Consider the following 17,728-nt stretch of genomic DNA (forward strand, 5'->3'; position numbering starts at 1 on the left):
GTGTGCGCACCCGAAGTTTCCTCGCCGCGATCGCGGTGGTCGTCCTGGCGGTCACCGGCGCGGCCGGCGCCTCGGCCGAGACGGCGAAACGGGTCTTCAACTCGATGCAGATCCTGTTCGACCTGAACAGCCCCGACCATTTCTGCACGATCGGGGCGGTCGGCACCGACAAGTACGACCGGAAGATCGCCGTCTCGGCGGGGCACTGCCTGCAGGATCCGCCCGGGCAGAAGTACTCCGACCGGGACATCCCGGAGAACATCCAGCCGGTCTACGACCGCGCCGACACCGGGTTCGGCCCGATCGGCTACGTGCGGTACTTCAAGAGCCGGGAAGGCTCGATGACCGGGCACCCGACCAAGGACTACCTGATCATCGAGCTGGTGCCGTCGGTGACGCTCTCCGCACAGGGGCCGTACCTGAAGCAGACCGGAGAAATGGAAGTCCCCGACGGGCAGCCCAGCCCCAACGCGCTCACCCCGTCGCTGCCCGCCGAACGCCTCCTTGGCGCAGCGCTGAACAACAACAACGAACTCGTGGTGTCGGGGCAGCTCGGTGTCTGGTACGGCCGGATCACCAGCAACGCCAACGGCGTCTACCAGTCCTGGGCCAAGCACCAGGGCGGCGACTCCGGCGGCCCGGCGATCTGGCACGCGCCCGGAACCGAATATCCCGGACAGGGCAACAACTTCCAGGCCGCCGGACCCTGGGCGGGCATCACCAAGGCCGTCATCCTGGGCGTCCCGCAGTATGCCTACACCAGTTCGGCGAACATCCTCGCCGACCTGCGTGCCCGCGACGCCGCGCACCCCGGCACCTACGGCGCCGGTTTCCACGTGACCCAGAACCCGTGACTCCCGCTACCGAGAAAGTGACCATGAGACCGTTGTTTACGCGCACGCGCGCCCTAGTGTCCGCCGTCGCGGCGGTGCTGGCCTTCAGCAGCCCCGCCCACGCCGACACCCCGGCTGTGCCAACCTTGACCGACGGCTACGGCCTCACCCAAGTCGGTGCCCCGCAAGGCACCGCGACCAACTTCGTCCTCACCGTGACGACTCCGGCGGTCGCGGGACAGCACCACATCCGCGTCATCGTCCCGAGCAGCTATTACACCGACACTGCCAAGCGCTACCCGGTGTTCTACTTCCTGCACGGCGTCGGCGACGATCCGAGCAACCCGTACCTGGCGTACCCCGCGATGCTGGCCAGCCAGAAGATGATCACCGTGATTCCCGACGGCGGGCTCCGCGGCTGGTACACCGACTGGGTCCGCCAGGACACCGCCGCCGGGGCGCAGAACTGGGAAACCTTCCACCTCAACCAGGTGATCCCGTTCATCGACGCCAACTTCCGGACCATCGCCGCGAAGCAGGGCCGAGCCGTCGGCGGCCTGTCCATGGGCGGTTTCGGCGCACTGCACTACGCCGAGGACCGTCCCGAATTGTTCGCCCAGACTGTTTCGCTGTCCGGCGCGATCGACTTCAACCTGTACTGGGTCCGTACCGCGATCCGCGGCACGTTGTCCAACGTCGGTTTCGCCATGTCGGGCACCTCCGGCTCCGGCGAGACCGCCGGCGGCAGCGGATTCGGCCCGGCCGTGCCGACCGACTCCGCCTTCGGGCCGCTCAACGAGGCGGGTGACATGTCCGCCGCGCTGGCCCACGGCCCGGTCGCGAACGCCGGGAAACTCGCCACGGTGGGGGTTTCGCTCTACACCGGCTCCGGCAACGGCAATCCGATCAACGTGCTGCTCGACGAACCGGCGTTCGCCGAGTCGGTCACCGAGGCCGCCCAGCAGAACGTGAAGGCAGCCCTCGACAAGGCCGGACATCCTTACTACGCCGTGGATTACGGCAACGGCAAGACCTGGGGACCGAACTGCCAGGGCAAGCACACGGCCGGTTGCTGGGGTCAGGACCTGGTCGACTACCTGCCGCGGCTGGAGCAGGCTTTCGCTGCTGCGTAGGGGAGCGCCCTAGGTCCGTGAAGGGCTCCTTGAGGGAATCAGATTCCCTCAAGGAGCCCTTCACGGACCTAGGGGCTCAGCCGGGCGGCGTCGTCCGGACTGACCGAAACCGCCAGCTTCGCCGGGCGCAATTCGACCGTTTCCGGTGCCCCGTCGAGCAATTCGAGCAGCCGCGGCAGGTACTTGGTCAGCACGCCGGTGTTGTGCGCGTCGAGAGCAGCGCGCGAGGGATACTTCTCGATCACCGTCACTCGCGACGGATCCTGCTCGACGTAAAAGGCATACCGCAGCGTGTCAGGTTCATCTCGCAGCACCTCGGGAACCAGGTCGGAAAACAGTGCGAGCATTTCGGCACTGCGCCCCGGCTTGGCCTTGAGACGGGCAATGACAACGATCTCGGACAAGAGAAGCTCCTGGTTGTTTATGCGCCGAGCACCGGAAGGCGCAGCGCGGACGGGTAACTTTCGTTGTGGTGCAAGGTGTGCTGCGCGACGACCGCCTCGTCGAGAGTGCCGAACTCCGGCACCGTGCGAGTGTGCAGGTTGCGGCTGAAGCGCGGAAAACTGAACCCGGCGATCTGCACCCGAATACGGTGCCCGCGGCCGAACCGGTGCGCGACGTCGTGCAGCGAAACTGTCACGCGACTGGGCTCTTCGGCGGCAAGCCAATCGGTGTCGCCGCCGTTGCGATACCGCGCCCGTTGCGCACCCTCGGCGACATTGAGCGCGAAACCGTCCGGCTCGACGTCCACCAAGGTGACGCAGATGTCGGCATCCGGCGCGGTGCTGGTGACGTACGCGATCAGTTCGGCTTGACCGGCGATCGTCACGTCCTCAGACAGCGGGGCGCTAGTGTAAAGAAGCACGTCTTCGCGCCCGTCGACTGCGCGCTGATCCTGAATGCCGCCCGGTGCCGCGGCCGGGTCGCCCTCGAACGCGATTACCCCGCCGTGCGTGGGAAATGGGTCGCGCGGATCGGCAGTGAACGTCGCCGCTCCATGGCCGTCCTCGCGGCTCAGCAGGCCACCTGTGGAAAGCGCCCATTCCTCGACCGTCGACGCAGGCGGCCAGGCCGAGGCATGCGCCCACGTATTCGATCCGCCGACGAAATAGCTGACCCGCCCGGCCAGATAGGGCTCAGCCGCAGGGTAATCCGAGCTGTCGCCGCCCCGCAGATGCCGATCGAAGAACGCGGCGAGCACCGGACTCCACGTCGGCACCCCGGCCGCCGCGTTCGGCAACACCCGCGCGCCCACGTCGCCGAACGCGCTGTAAGTGCCCGCGTGAGTCCACGGACCGGCGATCAGGCTGGCGTTTTCGTTGCCGGACAACCGGTTCGCGAGCCGGAACTGCGTAGGACTCGTGAAGTCCCGGTACCCGCTGATCTGCAGAAACGGAATGTCCGCCCGCTCCGGCTCGGTGAGCAACGTGGGCCGGTCCCAGAACGGATCGTGCGGCGACCGCAGCCAATCCGACCAGAACGGCGCGACCCGGCTGTCGTCCAGCGGGGCAACGCTGGTCAACGGCAACTGGCTCACCGCCGCGGGACGGTCCGCGAAGGCCTCGTCCAGCAGCTCGCGCACCCGTTCCTGATCAGTCGCGCTCAGCGTGGTGTGGTCCAGACCTTCCTGCGCCATCCCCAAGGCGTACAACGTCAGAAACCCCAGCTCGAACAACCCGCCCGGCCGCGCGGTGTGGCGCATGTCGGCAGTCCCGATCATCCCGACCGCAGCCTTGAGCCGCGGATTCCTCGCGGCGACGGCTTGCAGCACGGTCATCCCCAGATAGGACGAGCCGTAAATCCCGACATTGCCGTCGCTCCAGGATTGCTCGGCGGCCCAGTCGATCGCGTCGGAGGAATCGTTGTACTCCTGCGTGATGAAGTCGAACTCGCCGCCGGACCCGAACCTTCCGCGGCTGTCCTGCACCAGCACCGCGAAGCCCTGCCGGGCCAGCCACACCGGATCGGCCACGAGCCCCGACACTCGGAACACGCCCGTGCGGTCGTAAGGCGTCCGGTGCAGCAGCACCGGCCACCGGCCGTCCGCGGCAGGCCGGTACAGGTCGCCGACGAGGGTGACGCCGTCCCGGGTCTTCATCTCGACACCAGCGTCGATGCGCGGTGGATACACGGTTACTCCCATCCGGAGAGGGGCTGTCTCGGTGCGGCCGACCGTAGCACTAACGGTTGCAAAACACTAACCGTTGTTGTTAAGTTGGCGGCATGAAAGCAGTGCGCTTCGCCGCATACGGCGGCCCCGACGTCCTTGACCTGGCAGAAGTGCCCGAGCCCCACGCCGGCCCCGGCCAGATCCGCGTAACCGTGCGAGCGGCAGGCGTGAACCCGCACGATTGGCGCAGTCGGGAGGGCCAGTTCCAGCGGATCCGCCCCATCGAACTGCCCTCCGGCGTCGGTCAAGACGCCTCCGGCGTAGTCGACGAGGTCGGCGAGGGCGTCACCGATGTCGCGGTAGGGGACCTGGTGTTGGGCCGCGGCTCAAACACCTATGCCGAGCTCGCCGTCCTGACCTCCTGGGCGCCCCTGCCCGCGGGCCTGACCTTCGCCGAAGCCGCCGGATACCCGTCGGTGGTCGAGACCGCGCTCCGGGTCATCCGGCTGGTCGGTGTCCAAACTGGACAGACGCTCCTGGTGAGCGGTGCGGCCGGGGGAGTCGGATCCGCGGTATTGCAGATCGCCCGCGAGCGGGGAATCAAGGTGATCGGCACAGCCAGCCCCGCGAACCAGGACTACGTGCGAAGCCTGGGCGCCATCGCGACCCCCTATGGCGAGGGCTGGGTCGACCGGGTCCGCCAGCTGGGCCAGATCGACGCCGCCCTGGACCTCAACGGCACCGGGGTCATCCGCGGTCTCCTGGATTTGACCGGGGATCCTTCGCGAGTGATCACCATCGCCGACCTGGAGGCCCCGATGCTGGGGATCCGCTTCGCGGGGGTGGGCGGGAACATGAAGGAAGCGCTGGCCGAGACAGTAGCCCTTATCTCGCAAGGAAAACTCCACATTCCGGTCGAGAAATCATACCCGCTGGCCGAAGCTTCGGCGGCGCATGCGGACAGCCAGGCCGGACACACTCGAGGGCGCCGGGTATTGCTGGTCTGACGTAACGGGGCACCGCCGGACTCGCCTGGAGGTGCCCGCACGTGCCGTTATTCGTGCACCCATACAGTATTGAAGGACGCGCCGCGCGGCCCGAGCGGCAATGCGGTCTGCTTGGTGACGCCGCTCGTCGGGCTGACCTGGTTGACGTGCCCGAGATCCCAATGGGCGTTGTCGAGCGAGCCGACGTGCCCCCTGGTGTCGGTCACGGACACCAGGTCGTATCTCACGGCCCCGTAATTGGGGAGAAAGAAGACGCCGTCGCCCGCGTTACCGCCCAGCGGCGTCTCGGTGATCACCTCGGCGTTGACCCGGGGACAGCCGCCCATCTCCGGATAGCAGGGCTGGACCTGGATCAGCGTCTGCCCGGTCGACTGGTCCTTGACGACGATGCGGAATTTCTTGGCGGCGGCCTCGTAGGTGACGGTGGCGTCGATCAGGTCTCCCGGCTTGATCGGGTTCGCGAGCTGGATGTCGTTGTGCGGGAACATCTCCCACCAGAGCGCGTATCGCGGGACGCCGTTGACGCAGCGGGCCGAAGAACCGCCCTGCTCGACGACGTCGTTCCACCAGCCGTCCATGCCCACCCAGGAGACGACCCAGGCGTCTTTGTTCTCCGGACAGGTGACCTTGGGCTGGATCCATCGCGCGTGCACGGACCGGGAATCGGTCGTGTGGGCCGCGTTGGTGGTGAAATACCCAGACCAGTTCCGCGAGGTGAAGTTGGTGACCGTGGCGGCTCCCGGCCTGCGCGTCGCCGGGCCGACTTGTCGCTGGTCTCGGGCCGCGGCGGCAGACGTGGTGGCGGGCAACGGTTTCGCAGGAAGTTGCGTCGCGGGCAGCGGAAGCAACGCCCCCGCGGCGAGCACCGCGACCGTTCTCGCCAGGTTTCTCCGCGGTCGGCTTGTCGGCACGGGTTCCTCCTTGTCGGCGGATTTCTTGGTGCGCCAGGGAATACGCCGCGACCGTCGTCAGCGTCGTCGAACGTGTTCGCGGACGTGTCATTGATCTTTCCTTTTCGCCAGCGGGGAACGCATATTCCAGTTCGCCGGAAGGCTCGCTCAGTGTGGCACGGGCACACCTGCCGGACCAGCGCCGAGCGGCCGAAAGTCCCGCAGCCGCTGGCGGTTCCGCCGCGAGTGCGACGTCATTTCCTTCGGCCGCGGCCGAGGACAAGCCATTGCCGATGCCGCCGGGACGCGTTCTGTGCGGAATTCGTAGGCGGGGCTGGCGAATCGTTGAACCGGATGCCGTGGCCGGTACTCGACAGTTGGCCAGAGCGTTGTCGGGTTCGGCGGAGCGGAGGATCCTGGAAGGGTGGCGCGGTCGACGGAGCGGGTGGTGCGCGAACTCGCGGCGCTGGCGAATCGTTGAACCGGATGCCGTGGCCGGTACTCGACAGTCGGCCAGTGCGTTGTCGGGTTCGGCGGAGCGGAGGACCCTGGAAGGGTGGCGCGGTCGACGGAGCGGGTGGTGCGCGAACTCGCGGCGCTGGCGAATCGTTGAACCGGATGCCGTGGCTGGTACTCGACAGTCGGCCAGCGCGTTGTCGGGTTCGGCGGAGCGGAGGATCCTGGAAGGGTGGCGCGGTCGACGGAGCGGGTGGAGCGGGAACTCGCGGCGCTGCCCAGACCGGGACTCCGGGCGAGCGAACTGGGAGAAGCGCTGTCGCGGGCTATGGCGCCGCTGGTGGCGCACGATGCGCTCCGGCTCTTGGGATTCTCGCCGAGCACGCCGATCGGCCTGGGTTCGTTCGGGTTCGTGCACGGCTACGAGCCGGATTTCGGGCGGGCGCTCTACCGCGGTCTCTGGACCGGAGCCGATCCCTGCCCGCTGAGCGTTTTCCAGCGGCGGCCGATCCCCGGTTGCGTGGCAGGCAGCGACGAACCGCGGCACCGGGCGACTCGGCGGATGTTCGGCAGCTACGGCGTCGGGTGCGAGTTGCGGGTGGTGTTGCGCACCGCACGCGGCATGTGGGGAACGATCGCCCTCCTGCGCGCGGAACACACGCAACCCTTCACCGAGCACGACACCGCCTCCGTCGCGATGCTCACGACCGCGCTGGTCGGCGTGCTGCGGCGGCACGTCGTCATCGAACCGTTGACTCCGGCTCAGCCGGCCCGGCCCGCCGGGGTGCTCATCCTCGGCGCGGACGACCGGATCCGGGCAGCCACCCCGGACGGCCGCGACTGGCGCGACCAGCTCCACCAACGCGACGCGGGCCCGGACTGGGCGCTCGACGCCGGACTCTCCATCCTGGCGAAAGAGGCCCGCGCCCGCGGCGACAATCCGCGCACCGCGGCACCGCTGTTCGTGGGACCGGCCGCGAGCTACGGGCACTGGGTGGCAGCCCAGGCACAGGCTCTCGACGGGGACAGCACCGGGGACGTCGCCGTCGTCTTCCAGCAGGCCACCGGCGACCTGCTGCTGCCCTATTTCGGCGACTGGCACGGCCTAACCGCCCGCGAACGGCAGGTCGTTTCCCAGCTGTGCCAAGGAACAGCGGCGAAACAGATCGCCCGGCACCTCACCGTGTCCGTGCACACCGTCAACGAACACCTCAAATCCGTCTACCGCAAAACCGGAGCCGAAGGACGCGACCACCTAGTCGCCGCCCTGAACGGCTGAGCCAGCGCGACCGAAGTCAACCCTCAACATCCGGTATTCGACCGGGCCCGGATTCACGCGACAGTGGTGATCGGCACCCGGCCCGATCGGACCGGGACGACCGTCGGAGAAAGGATTCCGCATGAGAATGCCGAAACGATCGGCCACCGTGCTGGCGGCCGTCGCGATCGCGGCGACCGGAGTGTCCGCGGCGCCCTCGGCGACCGCCAGCGCCGCCGGCGACGAGGACTTCAAAGAATTCACGATGTGGTTCGACGTCGGCGAACTGTCCAACACCAACGAATGCATCCCGTCCTGGGTGACCGCCCGCTACCGGGACCCGGCGTCGGGCAGCGACACCTGGACGAGGCTCGTCCGGACCACCAGCAACGGCTGCGAGCCCGACATCGAGCACCTGCAGAAGTACGGCGACTTCCAGTTCACCAACAGCAAGGTCAACCTCCTCGGCGGCCCGAAACCGGGGCAGCACCTGCACTGGAAGGACCTCACCAGCCTGATCTTGACGGTGACCACGCCGAACACCCCGCCCGGGCGGCAGAAGTGCGTGGCCACCAACAGATACGGCATCTGGGGACTGGACACCAACAACTACTGGCACGAACTGGTCAACCAGGAATTCCCCTACGTCTTCTGCGACGGACACAACGACCTCGAACTGTTCGTCACGCACTGACGCACCGGAAACGTGGTGAGGGCCTCCGCGGGGGAGAGGCTCTCACTGCCGGCGCGTCGCACCGTCCAGCACGCCGATGTGCCACCGATTAGGCCGCGGAGAACGGTCGAACGGCTTCAGGGAATAGGTCGTAGCGCACCACGCCGCGATGATCTGCCGGGGCTGGAGAACGAACTCCTGGCTCAGCGCGACCTCCTTGCCCATGTCGCTGACCACGAAGCTGAGCCGATGTCTTCCGGGCGCGAGGTCGACCCAGCGCACCGAGCGGTCGTCCGGATTCCCCCGGTACAATTCACGCGATCCTTCGCGGACCACGACCGAGCGGAAGTACCGGTACCCGTTCCGGTTGTTCGACGGAATGACCGAGTAAGCCAGCATTCCCGTGCGCCCTTCGCGACGGGCCTCGCGCAGCTTCCGGCGCGCGCCCCATTTGAGCTGTCGCGGGTTCAGCGGCCGCCGCTCGCTGCTGTCGGTCATCCCGATTCGCTTCCTTCCCTTGCCGCGTCACGATTCTACGCCGGTCGGCCAGTTGCGCCTGATCGAAGACGGACTCGCCGACGTCCTCGCGTTCGGCACCCTGTTCGTCTCCAATCCGGACCTGGTCGAGCGCCTGCCCGCCGGTGGTCCGTTCACTGCCGCTGATCCGGGCTTGGCGTCGTTTTCGCCGTGAAAGGCCGCTTGCGTCAGAAGAAGAATCCCCGCGGAGGCTTAGAGAACTTGCGACAAAGAGTCCATTGAGGACGGTCGCGAGACATCCGGCAGGCTGCGCCCGCGGCGGATTCCTTCCCCGTCGGCAGTCGTCCTCGCCTGGGCTGGCGAACCTGTTCGTGGCACGGCGCTCGGGGCCGGGGTCAAGGTGCCGATGAGACGCCCGGCCGGTGGCGGGTGGCGTTGCTGGTTAGCCTGGACGGCCCGCGTCGCTCGTCGCTGTCGCGTGGGGGAGCCGCGCGGGATACTGCGGTGTCACTGGATTCATCGTCCCCCTCTTCGGGAAGTGATGCGTGATGAATGGAACTGGCTTCCGCACAGTGATCGCGAGCACGGCCGCCGTGCTGATCATCGGTTCACCGGGCGCGGTGGCCGCCGGTCATCCCCGGCAGGCGGCCGCGAGCGACTGGCCGACCTATCACCGCGACAACGCGCGCACCGGCGACGCCGCCGATCTCGCCCCGCTGGGCACGCTAGCCACCGCGTGGCAGTCCACTTTGGATGGTGCGGTGTACGGCCAGCCGCTGGTGGTCGGCGGGCAAATCCTGGCCGCCACGGAGAACAACACCGTGTACGCGCTCGACCCGGCCACCGGCGCGACCCGCTGGTCGGCCCACCTCGGCGAGCCGGCGCGCCGGTCCGAGCTGCCGTGCGGGAACATCGACCCGCTCGGCATCACCAGCACCATGGTGTACGACCAGGCCACCTCGCGGGTCTACGCACTGGCCGAACTCACCGGCGGGCAACACGTGCTAGTCGGGGTGAACGCGGGAACCGGTGCCGTGGAAGTGCGAACGGAACTGGAGCCGCCGCGGGGAGACCGAATCGCCCATCAGCAGCGAGCGGCGCTGACCTTGTTCAACGGCCGCGTTTACGTGCCCTACGGCGGACTGGCGGGCGACTGCGCGAACTACATCGGCTCCGTGGTGTCGGCGACCACCGCTGGTACCGACCCGATCAGCTACGCCGTGCCGACTACCAGGGAAGCCGGGATCTGGGCGCCGGGCGGCGGCGTCGTCGACGGGCAGCGGCTGCTCTATTCAGTGGGCAACGGCGAATCCACGATGACCTACGACGACAGCGATTCCGTGCTAGCGCTGTCGCCCGACCTGCAGCGGGTGGACCTGTTCGCCCCGGACACCTGGGCCGACGACAACGCGCAAGACCTCGATCTCGGCTCGTCCAGCCCGACCCTGCTCGGCGATCACGTGATCGCGGTCGGCAAACGGGGAACCGGATACGTGCTGAACCACGACAAGCTCGGCGGCATCGGCGGGCAACTGGCGACGGCCGACCTCTGCCAGTCCTTCGGCGGCAGCGCGACCAGCGGAGACACCGCGTACCTGCCCTGCACCGACGGCCCGGCCGCAGTGCGCGTCGACGCGAACGGCACCCCCACCGTGGTCTGGCGCGCCGCGGCCTCCGCGAACGGCTCCCCGACGGTGGGCGGCGGCGCGGTGTGGGTGGTGGACTACAACACCGGCGACCTGTACGCACTGTCCCCGGCCGATGGCACGGTGCGGAGCCAGATCAATCTGGGCACCGTTCCGCACTTCGCCTCTCCCACCCTGTCCGGTGACCACGCCTACGTCGGCACCATGACCGGAGTGGTGGCTGTCTCCGGCGCCTGACCCGAGGCGATACCTTCAGCCGCGCCGCATCTCACGATGCGGCGCGGCGGTCGTGCCCAGAAAGGCTTTCGCGCGTAGGGACAAGCGCGATGGTGGCAACAGTGAGAGCCGCTGCCGAGCCGAGCAGGATCTGACTGCTGACGGTGTTCTGAAAGGCGGCGGCGGTGAGGCTCCCGAGCGGGGTGGCTCCGTAGGCCAGGGCTCGAAAGACTCCCAGGACTTGGGCTCGCTGGCCAGGGCTCGTGGCGCGTTGACGCAGGTTCATCGCCTGGACGGCCCACATTGCCCCGAACGTGCTTCCCACGACCATTGCGGGCGCGATGAGCCAGGGCGAGCGCAGCAATGGGCTGAGAAACAGCAACGCCCAGCCGACCCGGGTGAGCCGCATGGTGACGACCTCTCCGAATAGCCGCTCCGCCCGGCTCGTGAGGTAAGCCCCCGCTCCCGCTCCGACACCGACGAGGCCGGTGAGCACACCGTAGGTCGTCGGTGTGAGTCCGAGGCCGGTATTGGCGTAGACCGCGAAGACGGTCAGATAGATGCCGTTGGCGACGCTGGTGAGGCAACTGATGGCGATCGCGGCTTTGAGAATCTGGCTTCGGCCCACGATCCTCAGGCCGCGTCGAAAGTCGACCCTGCCCCGGTCGCCACGTCGGGGAGGCCACGGCTGCCGTACCGCGGCTATGCACAACGTCGATATCCCGCAGAGCGCGCCGGAGAGCAGCGACGATGCCGATGGCCAGAGCGTGTAGGCCAGACCCGCGATCGGGGGCCCGAGGAACTGGTAGAAGACCCGCGTCGACACCGACAGCGCGCCGTTCGCGTCCGAAAGCCGGCCGCGGTCGACGAGTTCGGGGACAAGTGCTTCTGCCGCACCGTCGACGAAAGTCTGGAGTACCCCCGAAACAAAGACCGCCACGACGAGAATCACAGCGGAAATGTGCCCAGCGGCGCTGATGACGCCGACGGCAAGCATGGTCCCCGCGCGGGCGAGATTGGCGACCTGGATCACGCGGTGCCCGTCCATGCGATCCACGACGATTCCCGCTGGGATGGCCGCGACCAGCCACGGAATGGTCGCCAAAGTGAGCAGAACCCCGACGAGGGCAGGGCTTTCCAAGGCGTGGATGGCGAGGAGCGTCGCGCCGACAAGGAAAATGCCGTTGCCGGTGTCGGAAAGCGCGGTCGAACACCACAGGCCAAGGAACCGCGGCCCGAGCCCGCCCCCGCGCGCCCGTCGCGCGCCCCCGTTCGCTGTGGCCATGAGGTCACTCTGACCAGCGATAATCAACGTTGTCAACGTTGATTGAGTTCACTATGGTCCCGGCATGGACGGCGAGTGGATGACTGCAGCCGAGGCTGCGGACCGGCTAGGCGTCACCACGCGCACCCTCTACGCCTACGCGAGCCGTGGCGTCCTGACTTCGCGACCCGTGCGCGGCAGTGGCGGCCGTCGTTCCCAGTACGAACGGGCGCAGGTCGAGGCCCTCGCCGCGAGGACGGCGAAACGCGAACGGGCCGGTCAAGTCGAGATCCGCGTCGAGACCGCCGTCACCGACCTCAAACCGGCGGGCTCGCTGGCTTTTCGCGGCTACCCGATCGAAGACCTGCTGGACCAGAGTTTCGAGAACGTCGCGGAACTGCTCTGGACCGCGGATCTGCCCGCCGACCCGGTTTTCTGGCCAAACACGAATCGGTCGGAGACCACCCGCGTGCTCACCGCGCTTCCCGAGACAGCAGGGGTGCTCGACCGGATGAGCACGGTCGTATCGGTACTGGGCATGCTGGATCCGGCACGACCTGACCTCGAACCGGCCGCTGTCGCCGACGTCGGCAGGCGGCTCATCCCGGCCATGGCCTCAGCGATCTCGGCGCACGCGGATCCGCACCCGGCGTCAGGATCGGTTGCGTCCGTCATCGCCGACAGGCTCACCCGTGCCGACACCCTGCCCTCCGCGCCGGTCGACCTGGCCCTGTGCCTGCTGGCCGACCACGAACTCGCGGCGTCCACCTTCGCATCCCGGATAGCCGCCACCACCGGCGCGGATCCCTATGCCGCCGTGGACATCGGAATCCAGACCATGCGAGCCGTCGATCACGGCGGGACCGCCCGCGATGTCCACCGAATGCTGCAAGCACTGTCCACTGTGGAGTTTTCTGTTCGACCCGCCGTTGCGCTGCCGGGATTCGGACACCCGGTCTACACCGACTTCGACCCGCGCGCTCCGCATCTGCTGGCTGCTCTCGAGCGCGTCCACGCCGGGAACGCCCGGCTGGACCTCGTGCAGGCAGTATTGGAATCGGCTAGTAGGCGCGGCCTGCCGAGACCCAATATCGACTTCGCGCTCGGCGCCCTGACCTGGCTCCACGGCTGGCCCGAGGAAGCTTCACTGGGTTTGGCAGTCGTGGCCAGGACCGCAGGCTGGCTCGCCCACGCAGCCGAAGCCTACGAGCGGCCGTCGCGAATACGGCCTCGCGCCGTCTACATCGGACCGCGACTCCGTCGTCGCTGAACCCAGAGGTGTGTCGCGCCCTCGACACCGAGCTATCGGGCTGGCCGACAGCTCTAGACGCTCTGGACTGATCGACGTGGCTCAGGGTCGCTGGCCCCGATGGTGCCGAGAACAGCCGCGGGCAAGGGATAAATTCGTTCGATCGGCAGTTCTTCCTGGGCGGCGTCGAGACGCCCCGAGCTGACATAGCGGTGGACACGTGCGACGAGCGGGGTGATGTCCGTGATGCTGGTGATCCACTGGTCGACGTAGCGATCGACCGCCTCGCCGGACAGCCCGATCTGAATGGCGCGCCGGTTGAGCGGAGCGAGGTTCGCCGACCGGTCAGGATCCCACTGGACGCGGACCGGGCTGGCGTCCTTGCGCTCAACCCATTGCCGCTGGCTGGCGTAGGTGCCGGATTCGTAGCTGCTGAGGGCGGCGTTGGCGAGCGCCCATTCGAAGCCGGCCCTGGTGAGCTGGATTTCCAGGACGCGTTCCTGGCCAGGTTTGGTCGCCCACCCGGACCGGTACATCATCCACAGGAACGAGGGCTTGATCCAGGTCATCCGCTCGCGCTTGAACGGCGCCGCGAACGCCTGGGATTCGACTGCCACGTCGGCTATTTGCCGCGAGTAGGCCTGGTAAACGGTGATGGTCTCGTCGGTGAAGCTGGCCCGCACGTCACGTCGCGGAGCGCTCGACCGATGGTTCGCCGGCGACGAAGCGAGGGGTGACGATGACGGTGGGGCGTTCGTTGTCCCGGCTGTCCCGTTGCTGGTGACGAGCTGCTCGACAGTCGTGTTGAGGGCCTCGGCGAGGCGGACGACCGCTTCGTGACTTGGTATCTCTTCGCCCTTTTCGTAGCTGCTGATCTGGCTGACGTCGGTGCTGACTCTCTCCGCGAGTTCTGCTTGGGTCAGGCCAGCTTGGGTCCTCAGGTCGCGAAGCTGGTTGGGGATGAACTGACCAGACACGTGGTTTCCTCCGTGGTCGTAACGTGAGACTCATTGTGCCTCGCTCGTAATGGCTGTGTCGCGGGAAAATCGGCGCTCGGTTGAGCGGCGGAATCCGAGCGGCGTGATTGCTCCGTGACCGTGGCCTGTAACGGATTCTCCGCGGCGACGACCTGTTGTTGTCGGAAGAGGAGGTTCGATGGCCGGTGTGGTGACTGACGAAGTGGGGGACCGTGTAGCGGCACGGCGCTTCCTGTTGTTTCTCGAGCGCCGCGCTGTCGCCGCCGTGTATGGCTGGTGGAAACCCCGTGAAGTCGCGTCGGATGGAGCGTTCAGGGAAATCGTCGAGCGTTGGCCGCGGTACGCGGACACCGTCGTAGAGGAACCTGCACGGGGCAAGGCGATTGTCGATCTGGAGTGGGGACACGAATTGCCGGACAACGTTGAGGCTGGCGGCCTCGAGGATCTGCGGTGGGTCGCCGGGGTTCGCCCCGCGGAGAGGACCCTGGTGGTGCTGAAGGAGTTGACGATCGCGCGGACGTTGAGGTGGTTGGTGTCTGTGTGGGCCGAGTCTGAGAAGGCGAAGAACCGCCGTCGTTATGTACGGGATGTACGGGAGGAACTCTTGCCGCCGAGCTGGCTGAGTGCCGTGCAGGTCGCCAGTGCGACGCGGGTGCCGCGGTGAAGGCCATGCACGGCTACGCCGTCGTCGACACCGAGACCACCGGAATCCTCACCGGCGGATGGCGGCACCGGATCGCTGAGATCGCCGTTGTCCACGTCAGCCCGGACGGCACGATCACCGGCGAGTGGTCGACCTTGGTCAATCCGGAACGTGATCTGGGGCCGCAGAACGTGCATGGCATCCGCGCCGTCGACGCGCGGCGTGCCCCGTTGTTCGGAGAACTGGCCGGCGATCTCGTCGCGCGATTGCGCGGGCGAGTGCCGGTCGCGCACAACTGGTCGTTCGACGCCATGCACCTGCGATCCGAATTCGACCGCCTGGGCATCGATACTCCGTTCGAACCTTCGGCGGGCGTGTGCACCATGCGCGCGGCAGGCCGGGTCCGGCTGGGTTCTAGACGTTCTCTGGCCGACTGCTGCGCGGCGGCAGGCGTGCCCGAACGTTCGTGGCACAGCGCGCGTGACGACGCGATGGCGGCAGCCGAGCTTCTGGGGTATTTCATCCGGTACGCGCCGGACGCGGTGGCGCTCACCAAGGCACATATGGGCGCTGCGCTGTGGGACTGGCCGCGCATTCCGGTTGGCACTGCGGAAGCGGTGATGCGCAGCGAACCAGGACACGCGGAACCGCATTTTCTCGCGCGACTGGTCGAGCGGATGCCGCGCGATGAAGAGCCTGTCGCCGACGCGTATCTAGCGATGCTCGACGCGGCGCTGCTCGATCGGGCCATCTCGTCGACGGAGGGGGACATGCTCGTCGATCTCGCGCATGATCTCGGCTTGCGCCGGAACGAATTGGTCGCACTGCATTTGAGCTATGTACGCGATCTTGCCCGGGAGGCGTGGGCCGACGAGGTTGTCACCGACGAGGAGCGACACGACTTACGCACTGTCGCGACGCTTCTCGCACTCGATCACGCGGTGGTGGACCAAATCCTCGACGAGGAACGCACCGCGGCCGCGGCCTTTCCCACGGCGTCTTCCGCGGGCCGACTCGGCGGGCTCGCGTTGAGACCAGGGGACAAGGTGGTGTTGACCGGGAGCATGGCGCGCGGACGCGAAGAGATCGTCGCGCAGGCTGCGTCCGCGGGTGTGCGAGTGATCGGCAGCGTCAGCCGGCAGACTCGTGTGGTCGTGGCCGCTGACCCGGACTCGTTGTCGGGCAAGGCGCGCAAGGCTCGTGAACTCGGCGTTCCGGTGGTATCGGAAGATGCTTTCCTGACTGTCCTCGACCGGTTGGCGGAGCCGGTTTCGGCAGCGGCTCCGACGATTGACCAGCTGCTCGGTCGCTCCCGTGGCAGCGACGGCGGAGGAGAGTTGTCCTACGAGATCCAGTGATGGGCCTGCTCAAGGCTTTGGGGTGAGGATCGGCAGCGGGAGAGCCGTACTGGCCGGTTGTGCGGCTTTCTCCGGCCGATCGGATCGGGCGGCTGGGCTTCCTGCCGAATTCGTTCCAAGCTGTGACCCGTCCTCGTGAATCGTCGGCGGGCGAGGGGGTCGATGTGCTGTACCTGAGAGTCGAGTGGATCCACGATCTCGAAGAAGAGCCGGTTGTGCATGCTGTTGCGGACCGGCCGACCGGCTATACGGCGCTCGGGGAGGGGGAAGTCCCTCCATTTGAGGAGATCCAAGCGCTAGCTGAGTTTTTCCCGAGGGTCATCGATGCCGCGGATTTCGCTCGATTGTGGGAAGAGGCTCTCCGATCGTGTCGACAATGACGGTTTTCTTTCGGACGGCCGTGACGACGTGGCCTGCGGAGAGGATGGTCGCGGACTGGCGGAGAGCAGTGGTCGGGGACGCTGCAGCCGTTGGGTATCTTGTCGGTGAGAACATGACGGTTCGTTGCCCTGGTGTTCCGGGAGATTGCTGATGCTCGACGAAACTTTCGTGCGCGATCTGCGGGAGTTCGCGCACGAGATAGGGGCTGAAGCAAGTTCATTCGAAAGCGGAAACATCCGCTGGGATATGTATTGCCGGGCAATGCGACTTGACATCGAGATCGATCAGCTGATCGCATTGATTGGCCGCGAGCCAGACAGGGTCTTGGTGACTTCGGTTGTCTTGAGCTTGCTGGAGCAAGGTCCAAGGTCGCTTCGCGAGAGAGTGGTAGGCGTACTTCCTGTTGGTGCTTCACAAGATTTCGCTCGGGCGAGAATGGCGGAGCTGTCGGTGCTCGAGGAGCTGCTTTCGGGATCGAGCGACGCTGTCGAACCGGACTTGATGGAAAACTGGTCGCACTGGCTGCAGTTACGTGCCGCGAAACTTTCTTCTCACCGGCAGGTGCTCGAATATCTAGCTTCCGCGGGGGCCACGAAGCGAATCAGGCGAGAGGCGCTGGCTCGGGCGAAGGAAATATGCGACTGAGGCCAGTGCTGTTCGAGCGAAAGCTCGCCAGGACAAGGAAGTCGGTACGGGGCTGGCGCGTTGTCCAGTGCGTCGTCGGCCCGGTGCCTCGCGCTGTGAGACGCAGGGCTTGCCCGGCGCGCACCGCGGCCGTGCCACTGGCGGGGCGGCGTTCGCTGGTGCCTTCGCGTCGTGGGTCGGCTAGGTGGTTCGGTGAAGACTTCGGCTGGTGAAGATGCATGCCCTTGATCCCGAGCCCGGCTTGGCCCGCGTGCCTTTGCCTGACCGGCCTTGGCCGGGCTGGTCCGCGGGATTCGGCCGGGTTCGGGCACGCGGAAGTCCGTCAGGCCGGGTCCGTGTCCGGAGGCGGCATCGGGTGCCTGCGGGTGCCTCGCCGAAGCCGGGAGGGGTGAGACCTCGCCGGGCTCGAAATGAACGGTTCTGTTTTGGTTGGCGGCTAGGCGGCTTCGTCTGATGAGGCGGCCTCTGTGGACGGTCGGCGCGGCGGCGGTGTCGGCCGGTGGGCGAGGTCG

General features: G+C 67.2%; 18 protein-coding genes. 12 read left to right on the forward strand and 6 right to left on the reverse strand.

Features of this window, described 5'->3' with window-relative positions; genetic code table 11:
- The first annotated feature begins 2 nt into the window (after positions 1-2).
- Positions 3-854 carry a hypothetical protein gene (locus ABD156_RS33210; RefSeq protein ID WP_344283068.1) on the forward strand — a complete coding sequence of 284 codons (852 nt, stop codon included), beginning with the start codon at positions 3-5 and terminating at the stop codon, positions 852-854.
- 23 nt (positions 855-877) lie between these two features.
- Positions 878-1,966: an alpha/beta hydrolase gene (locus tag ABD156_RS33215; protein ID WP_344283071.1), complete on the forward strand. Its 1,089-nt coding sequence runs from the start codon at positions 878-880 to the stop codon at positions 1,964-1,966.
- A 68-nt stretch (positions 1,967-2,034) separates the two neighbouring features.
- On the opposite strand, the gene ABD156_RS33220 is transcribed toward ABD156_RS33215, so the two are convergent.
- Both ABD156_RS33220 and ABD156_RS33225 read right to left on the reverse strand, forming a co-directional pair.
- Complete coding sequence (locus ABD156_RS33220; RefSeq protein WP_344283074.1) at positions 2,035-2,370, reverse strand: putative quinol monooxygenase; 336 nt, start codon at positions 2,368-2,370, stop codon at positions 2,035-2,037.
- Between the two features lie 17 nt (positions 2,371-2,387).
- On the reverse strand, positions 2,388-4,097 hold the full coding sequence (locus tag ABD156_RS33225) for a CocE/NonD family hydrolase (protein ID WP_344283077.1): 1,710 nt from the start codon (positions 4,095-4,097) through the stop codon (positions 2,388-2,390).
- Between the two features lie 92 nt (positions 4,098-4,189).
- On the opposite strand from ABD156_RS33225, the gene ABD156_RS33230 reads away from it, so the two are divergent.
- Positions 4,190-5,083, forward strand: a complete 894-nt coding sequence (locus ABD156_RS33230) for an NADP-dependent oxidoreductase (protein ID WP_344283080.1) — start codon at positions 4,190-4,192, stop codon at positions 5,081-5,083.
- A 47-nt stretch (positions 5,084-5,130) separates the two neighbouring features.
- Here the strand turns inward: ABD156_RS33230 and ABD156_RS33235 are convergent, their stop codons facing one another.
- Positions 5,131-5,994, reverse strand: coding sequence for a G1 family glutamic endopeptidase (locus ABD156_RS33235; RefSeq protein ID WP_344283083.1), 864 nt, complete (start codon positions 5,992-5,994; stop codon positions 5,131-5,133).
- Positions 5,995-6,661: 667 nt separating this feature from the next.
- Here ABD156_RS33235 and ABD156_RS33240 point away from each other — a divergent pair.
- Positions 6,662-7,708, forward strand: coding sequence for a helix-turn-helix transcriptional regulator (locus ABD156_RS33240; protein ID WP_344283086.1), 1,047 nt, complete (start codon positions 6,662-6,664; stop codon positions 7,706-7,708).
- A gap of 127 nt (positions 7,709-7,835) precedes the next feature.
- Positions 7,836-8,381, forward strand: a complete 546-nt coding sequence (locus ABD156_RS33245) for a hypothetical protein (protein WP_344283089.1) — start codon at positions 7,836-7,838, stop codon at positions 8,379-8,381.
- Between the two features lie 42 nt (positions 8,382-8,423).
- On the opposite strand, the gene ABD156_RS33250 is transcribed toward ABD156_RS33245, so the two are convergent.
- Entirely contained in the window at positions 8,424-8,858 is a 435-nt protein-coding gene (locus ABD156_RS33250; RefSeq protein WP_344283092.1) for a hypothetical protein, read from the reverse strand.
- 19 nt (positions 8,859-8,877) lie between these two features.
- On the opposite strand from ABD156_RS33250, the gene ABD156_RS33255 reads away from it, so the two are divergent.
- Positions 8,878-9,051, forward strand: coding sequence for a hypothetical protein (locus tag ABD156_RS33255; RefSeq protein WP_344283095.1), 174 nt, complete (start codon positions 8,878-8,880; stop codon positions 9,049-9,051).
- Positions 9,052-9,385: 334 nt separating this feature from the next.
- Positions 9,386-10,720 carry an outer membrane protein assembly factor BamB family protein gene (locus ABD156_RS33260; RefSeq protein ID WP_344283098.1) on the forward strand — a complete coding sequence of 445 codons (1,335 nt, stop codon included), beginning with the start codon at positions 9,386-9,388 and terminating at the stop codon, positions 10,718-10,720.
- A 31-nt stretch (positions 10,721-10,751) separates the two neighbouring features.
- Here the strand turns inward: ABD156_RS33260 and ABD156_RS33265 are convergent, their stop codons facing one another.
- Positions 10,752-11,984 (reverse strand): MFS transporter, encoded by a 1,233-nt coding sequence (locus ABD156_RS33265; protein ID WP_344283101.1) that lies wholly within the window; start codon positions 11,982-11,984, stop codon positions 10,752-10,754.
- 64 nt (positions 11,985-12,048) lie between these two features.
- On the opposite strand from ABD156_RS33265, the gene ABD156_RS33270 reads away from it, so the two are divergent.
- Positions 12,049-13,233, forward strand: a complete 1,185-nt coding sequence (locus ABD156_RS33270; RefSeq protein WP_344283105.1) for a citrate/2-methylcitrate synthase — start codon at positions 12,049-12,051, stop codon at positions 13,231-13,233.
- Between the two features lie 53 nt (positions 13,234-13,286).
- Here the strand turns inward: ABD156_RS33270 and ABD156_RS33275 are convergent, their stop codons facing one another.
- Positions 13,287-14,189, reverse strand: coding sequence for a DUF4291 family protein (locus tag ABD156_RS33275; RefSeq protein WP_344283108.1), 903 nt, complete (start codon positions 14,187-14,189; stop codon positions 13,287-13,289).
- 178 nt (positions 14,190-14,367) lie between these two features.
- Here ABD156_RS33275 and ABD156_RS33280 point away from each other — a divergent pair, with 178 nt between their 5' ends.
- From ABD156_RS33280 to ABD156_RS33290, 4 genes are all read left to right on the forward strand, one after another.
- The gene (locus ABD156_RS33280) at positions 14,368-14,853 is read left to right on the forward strand and encodes a DUF6218 family protein (RefSeq protein ID WP_344283111.1); all 486 of its coding nucleotides are present in this window, start codon (positions 14,368-14,370) and stop codon (positions 14,851-14,853) included.
- Positions 14,854-14,858: 5 nt separating this feature from the next.
- Positions 14,859-16,190, forward strand: a complete 1,332-nt coding sequence (locus tag ABD156_RS33285) for an exonuclease domain-containing protein (protein ID WP_344283114.1) — start codon at positions 14,859-14,861, stop codon at positions 16,188-16,190.
- Between the two features lie 215 nt (positions 16,191-16,405).
- Positions 16,406-16,570: a DUF6881 domain-containing protein gene (locus ABD156_RS47890; RefSeq protein WP_350539998.1), complete on the forward strand. Its 165-nt coding sequence runs from the start codon at positions 16,406-16,408 to the stop codon at positions 16,568-16,570.
- A 151-nt stretch (positions 16,571-16,721) separates the two neighbouring features.
- Positions 16,722-17,216, forward strand: a complete 495-nt coding sequence (locus ABD156_RS33290) for a hypothetical protein (RefSeq protein ID WP_344283117.1) — start codon at positions 16,722-16,724, stop codon at positions 17,214-17,216.
- The last annotated feature ends 512 nt before the right edge of the window (positions 17,217-17,728 follow it).

This window comes from Amycolatopsis albidoflavus, from assembly GCF_039525725.1.
Lineage (GTDB): Bacteria > Actinomycetota > Actinomycetes > Mycobacteriales > Pseudonocardiaceae > Amycolatopsis > Amycolatopsis albidoflava.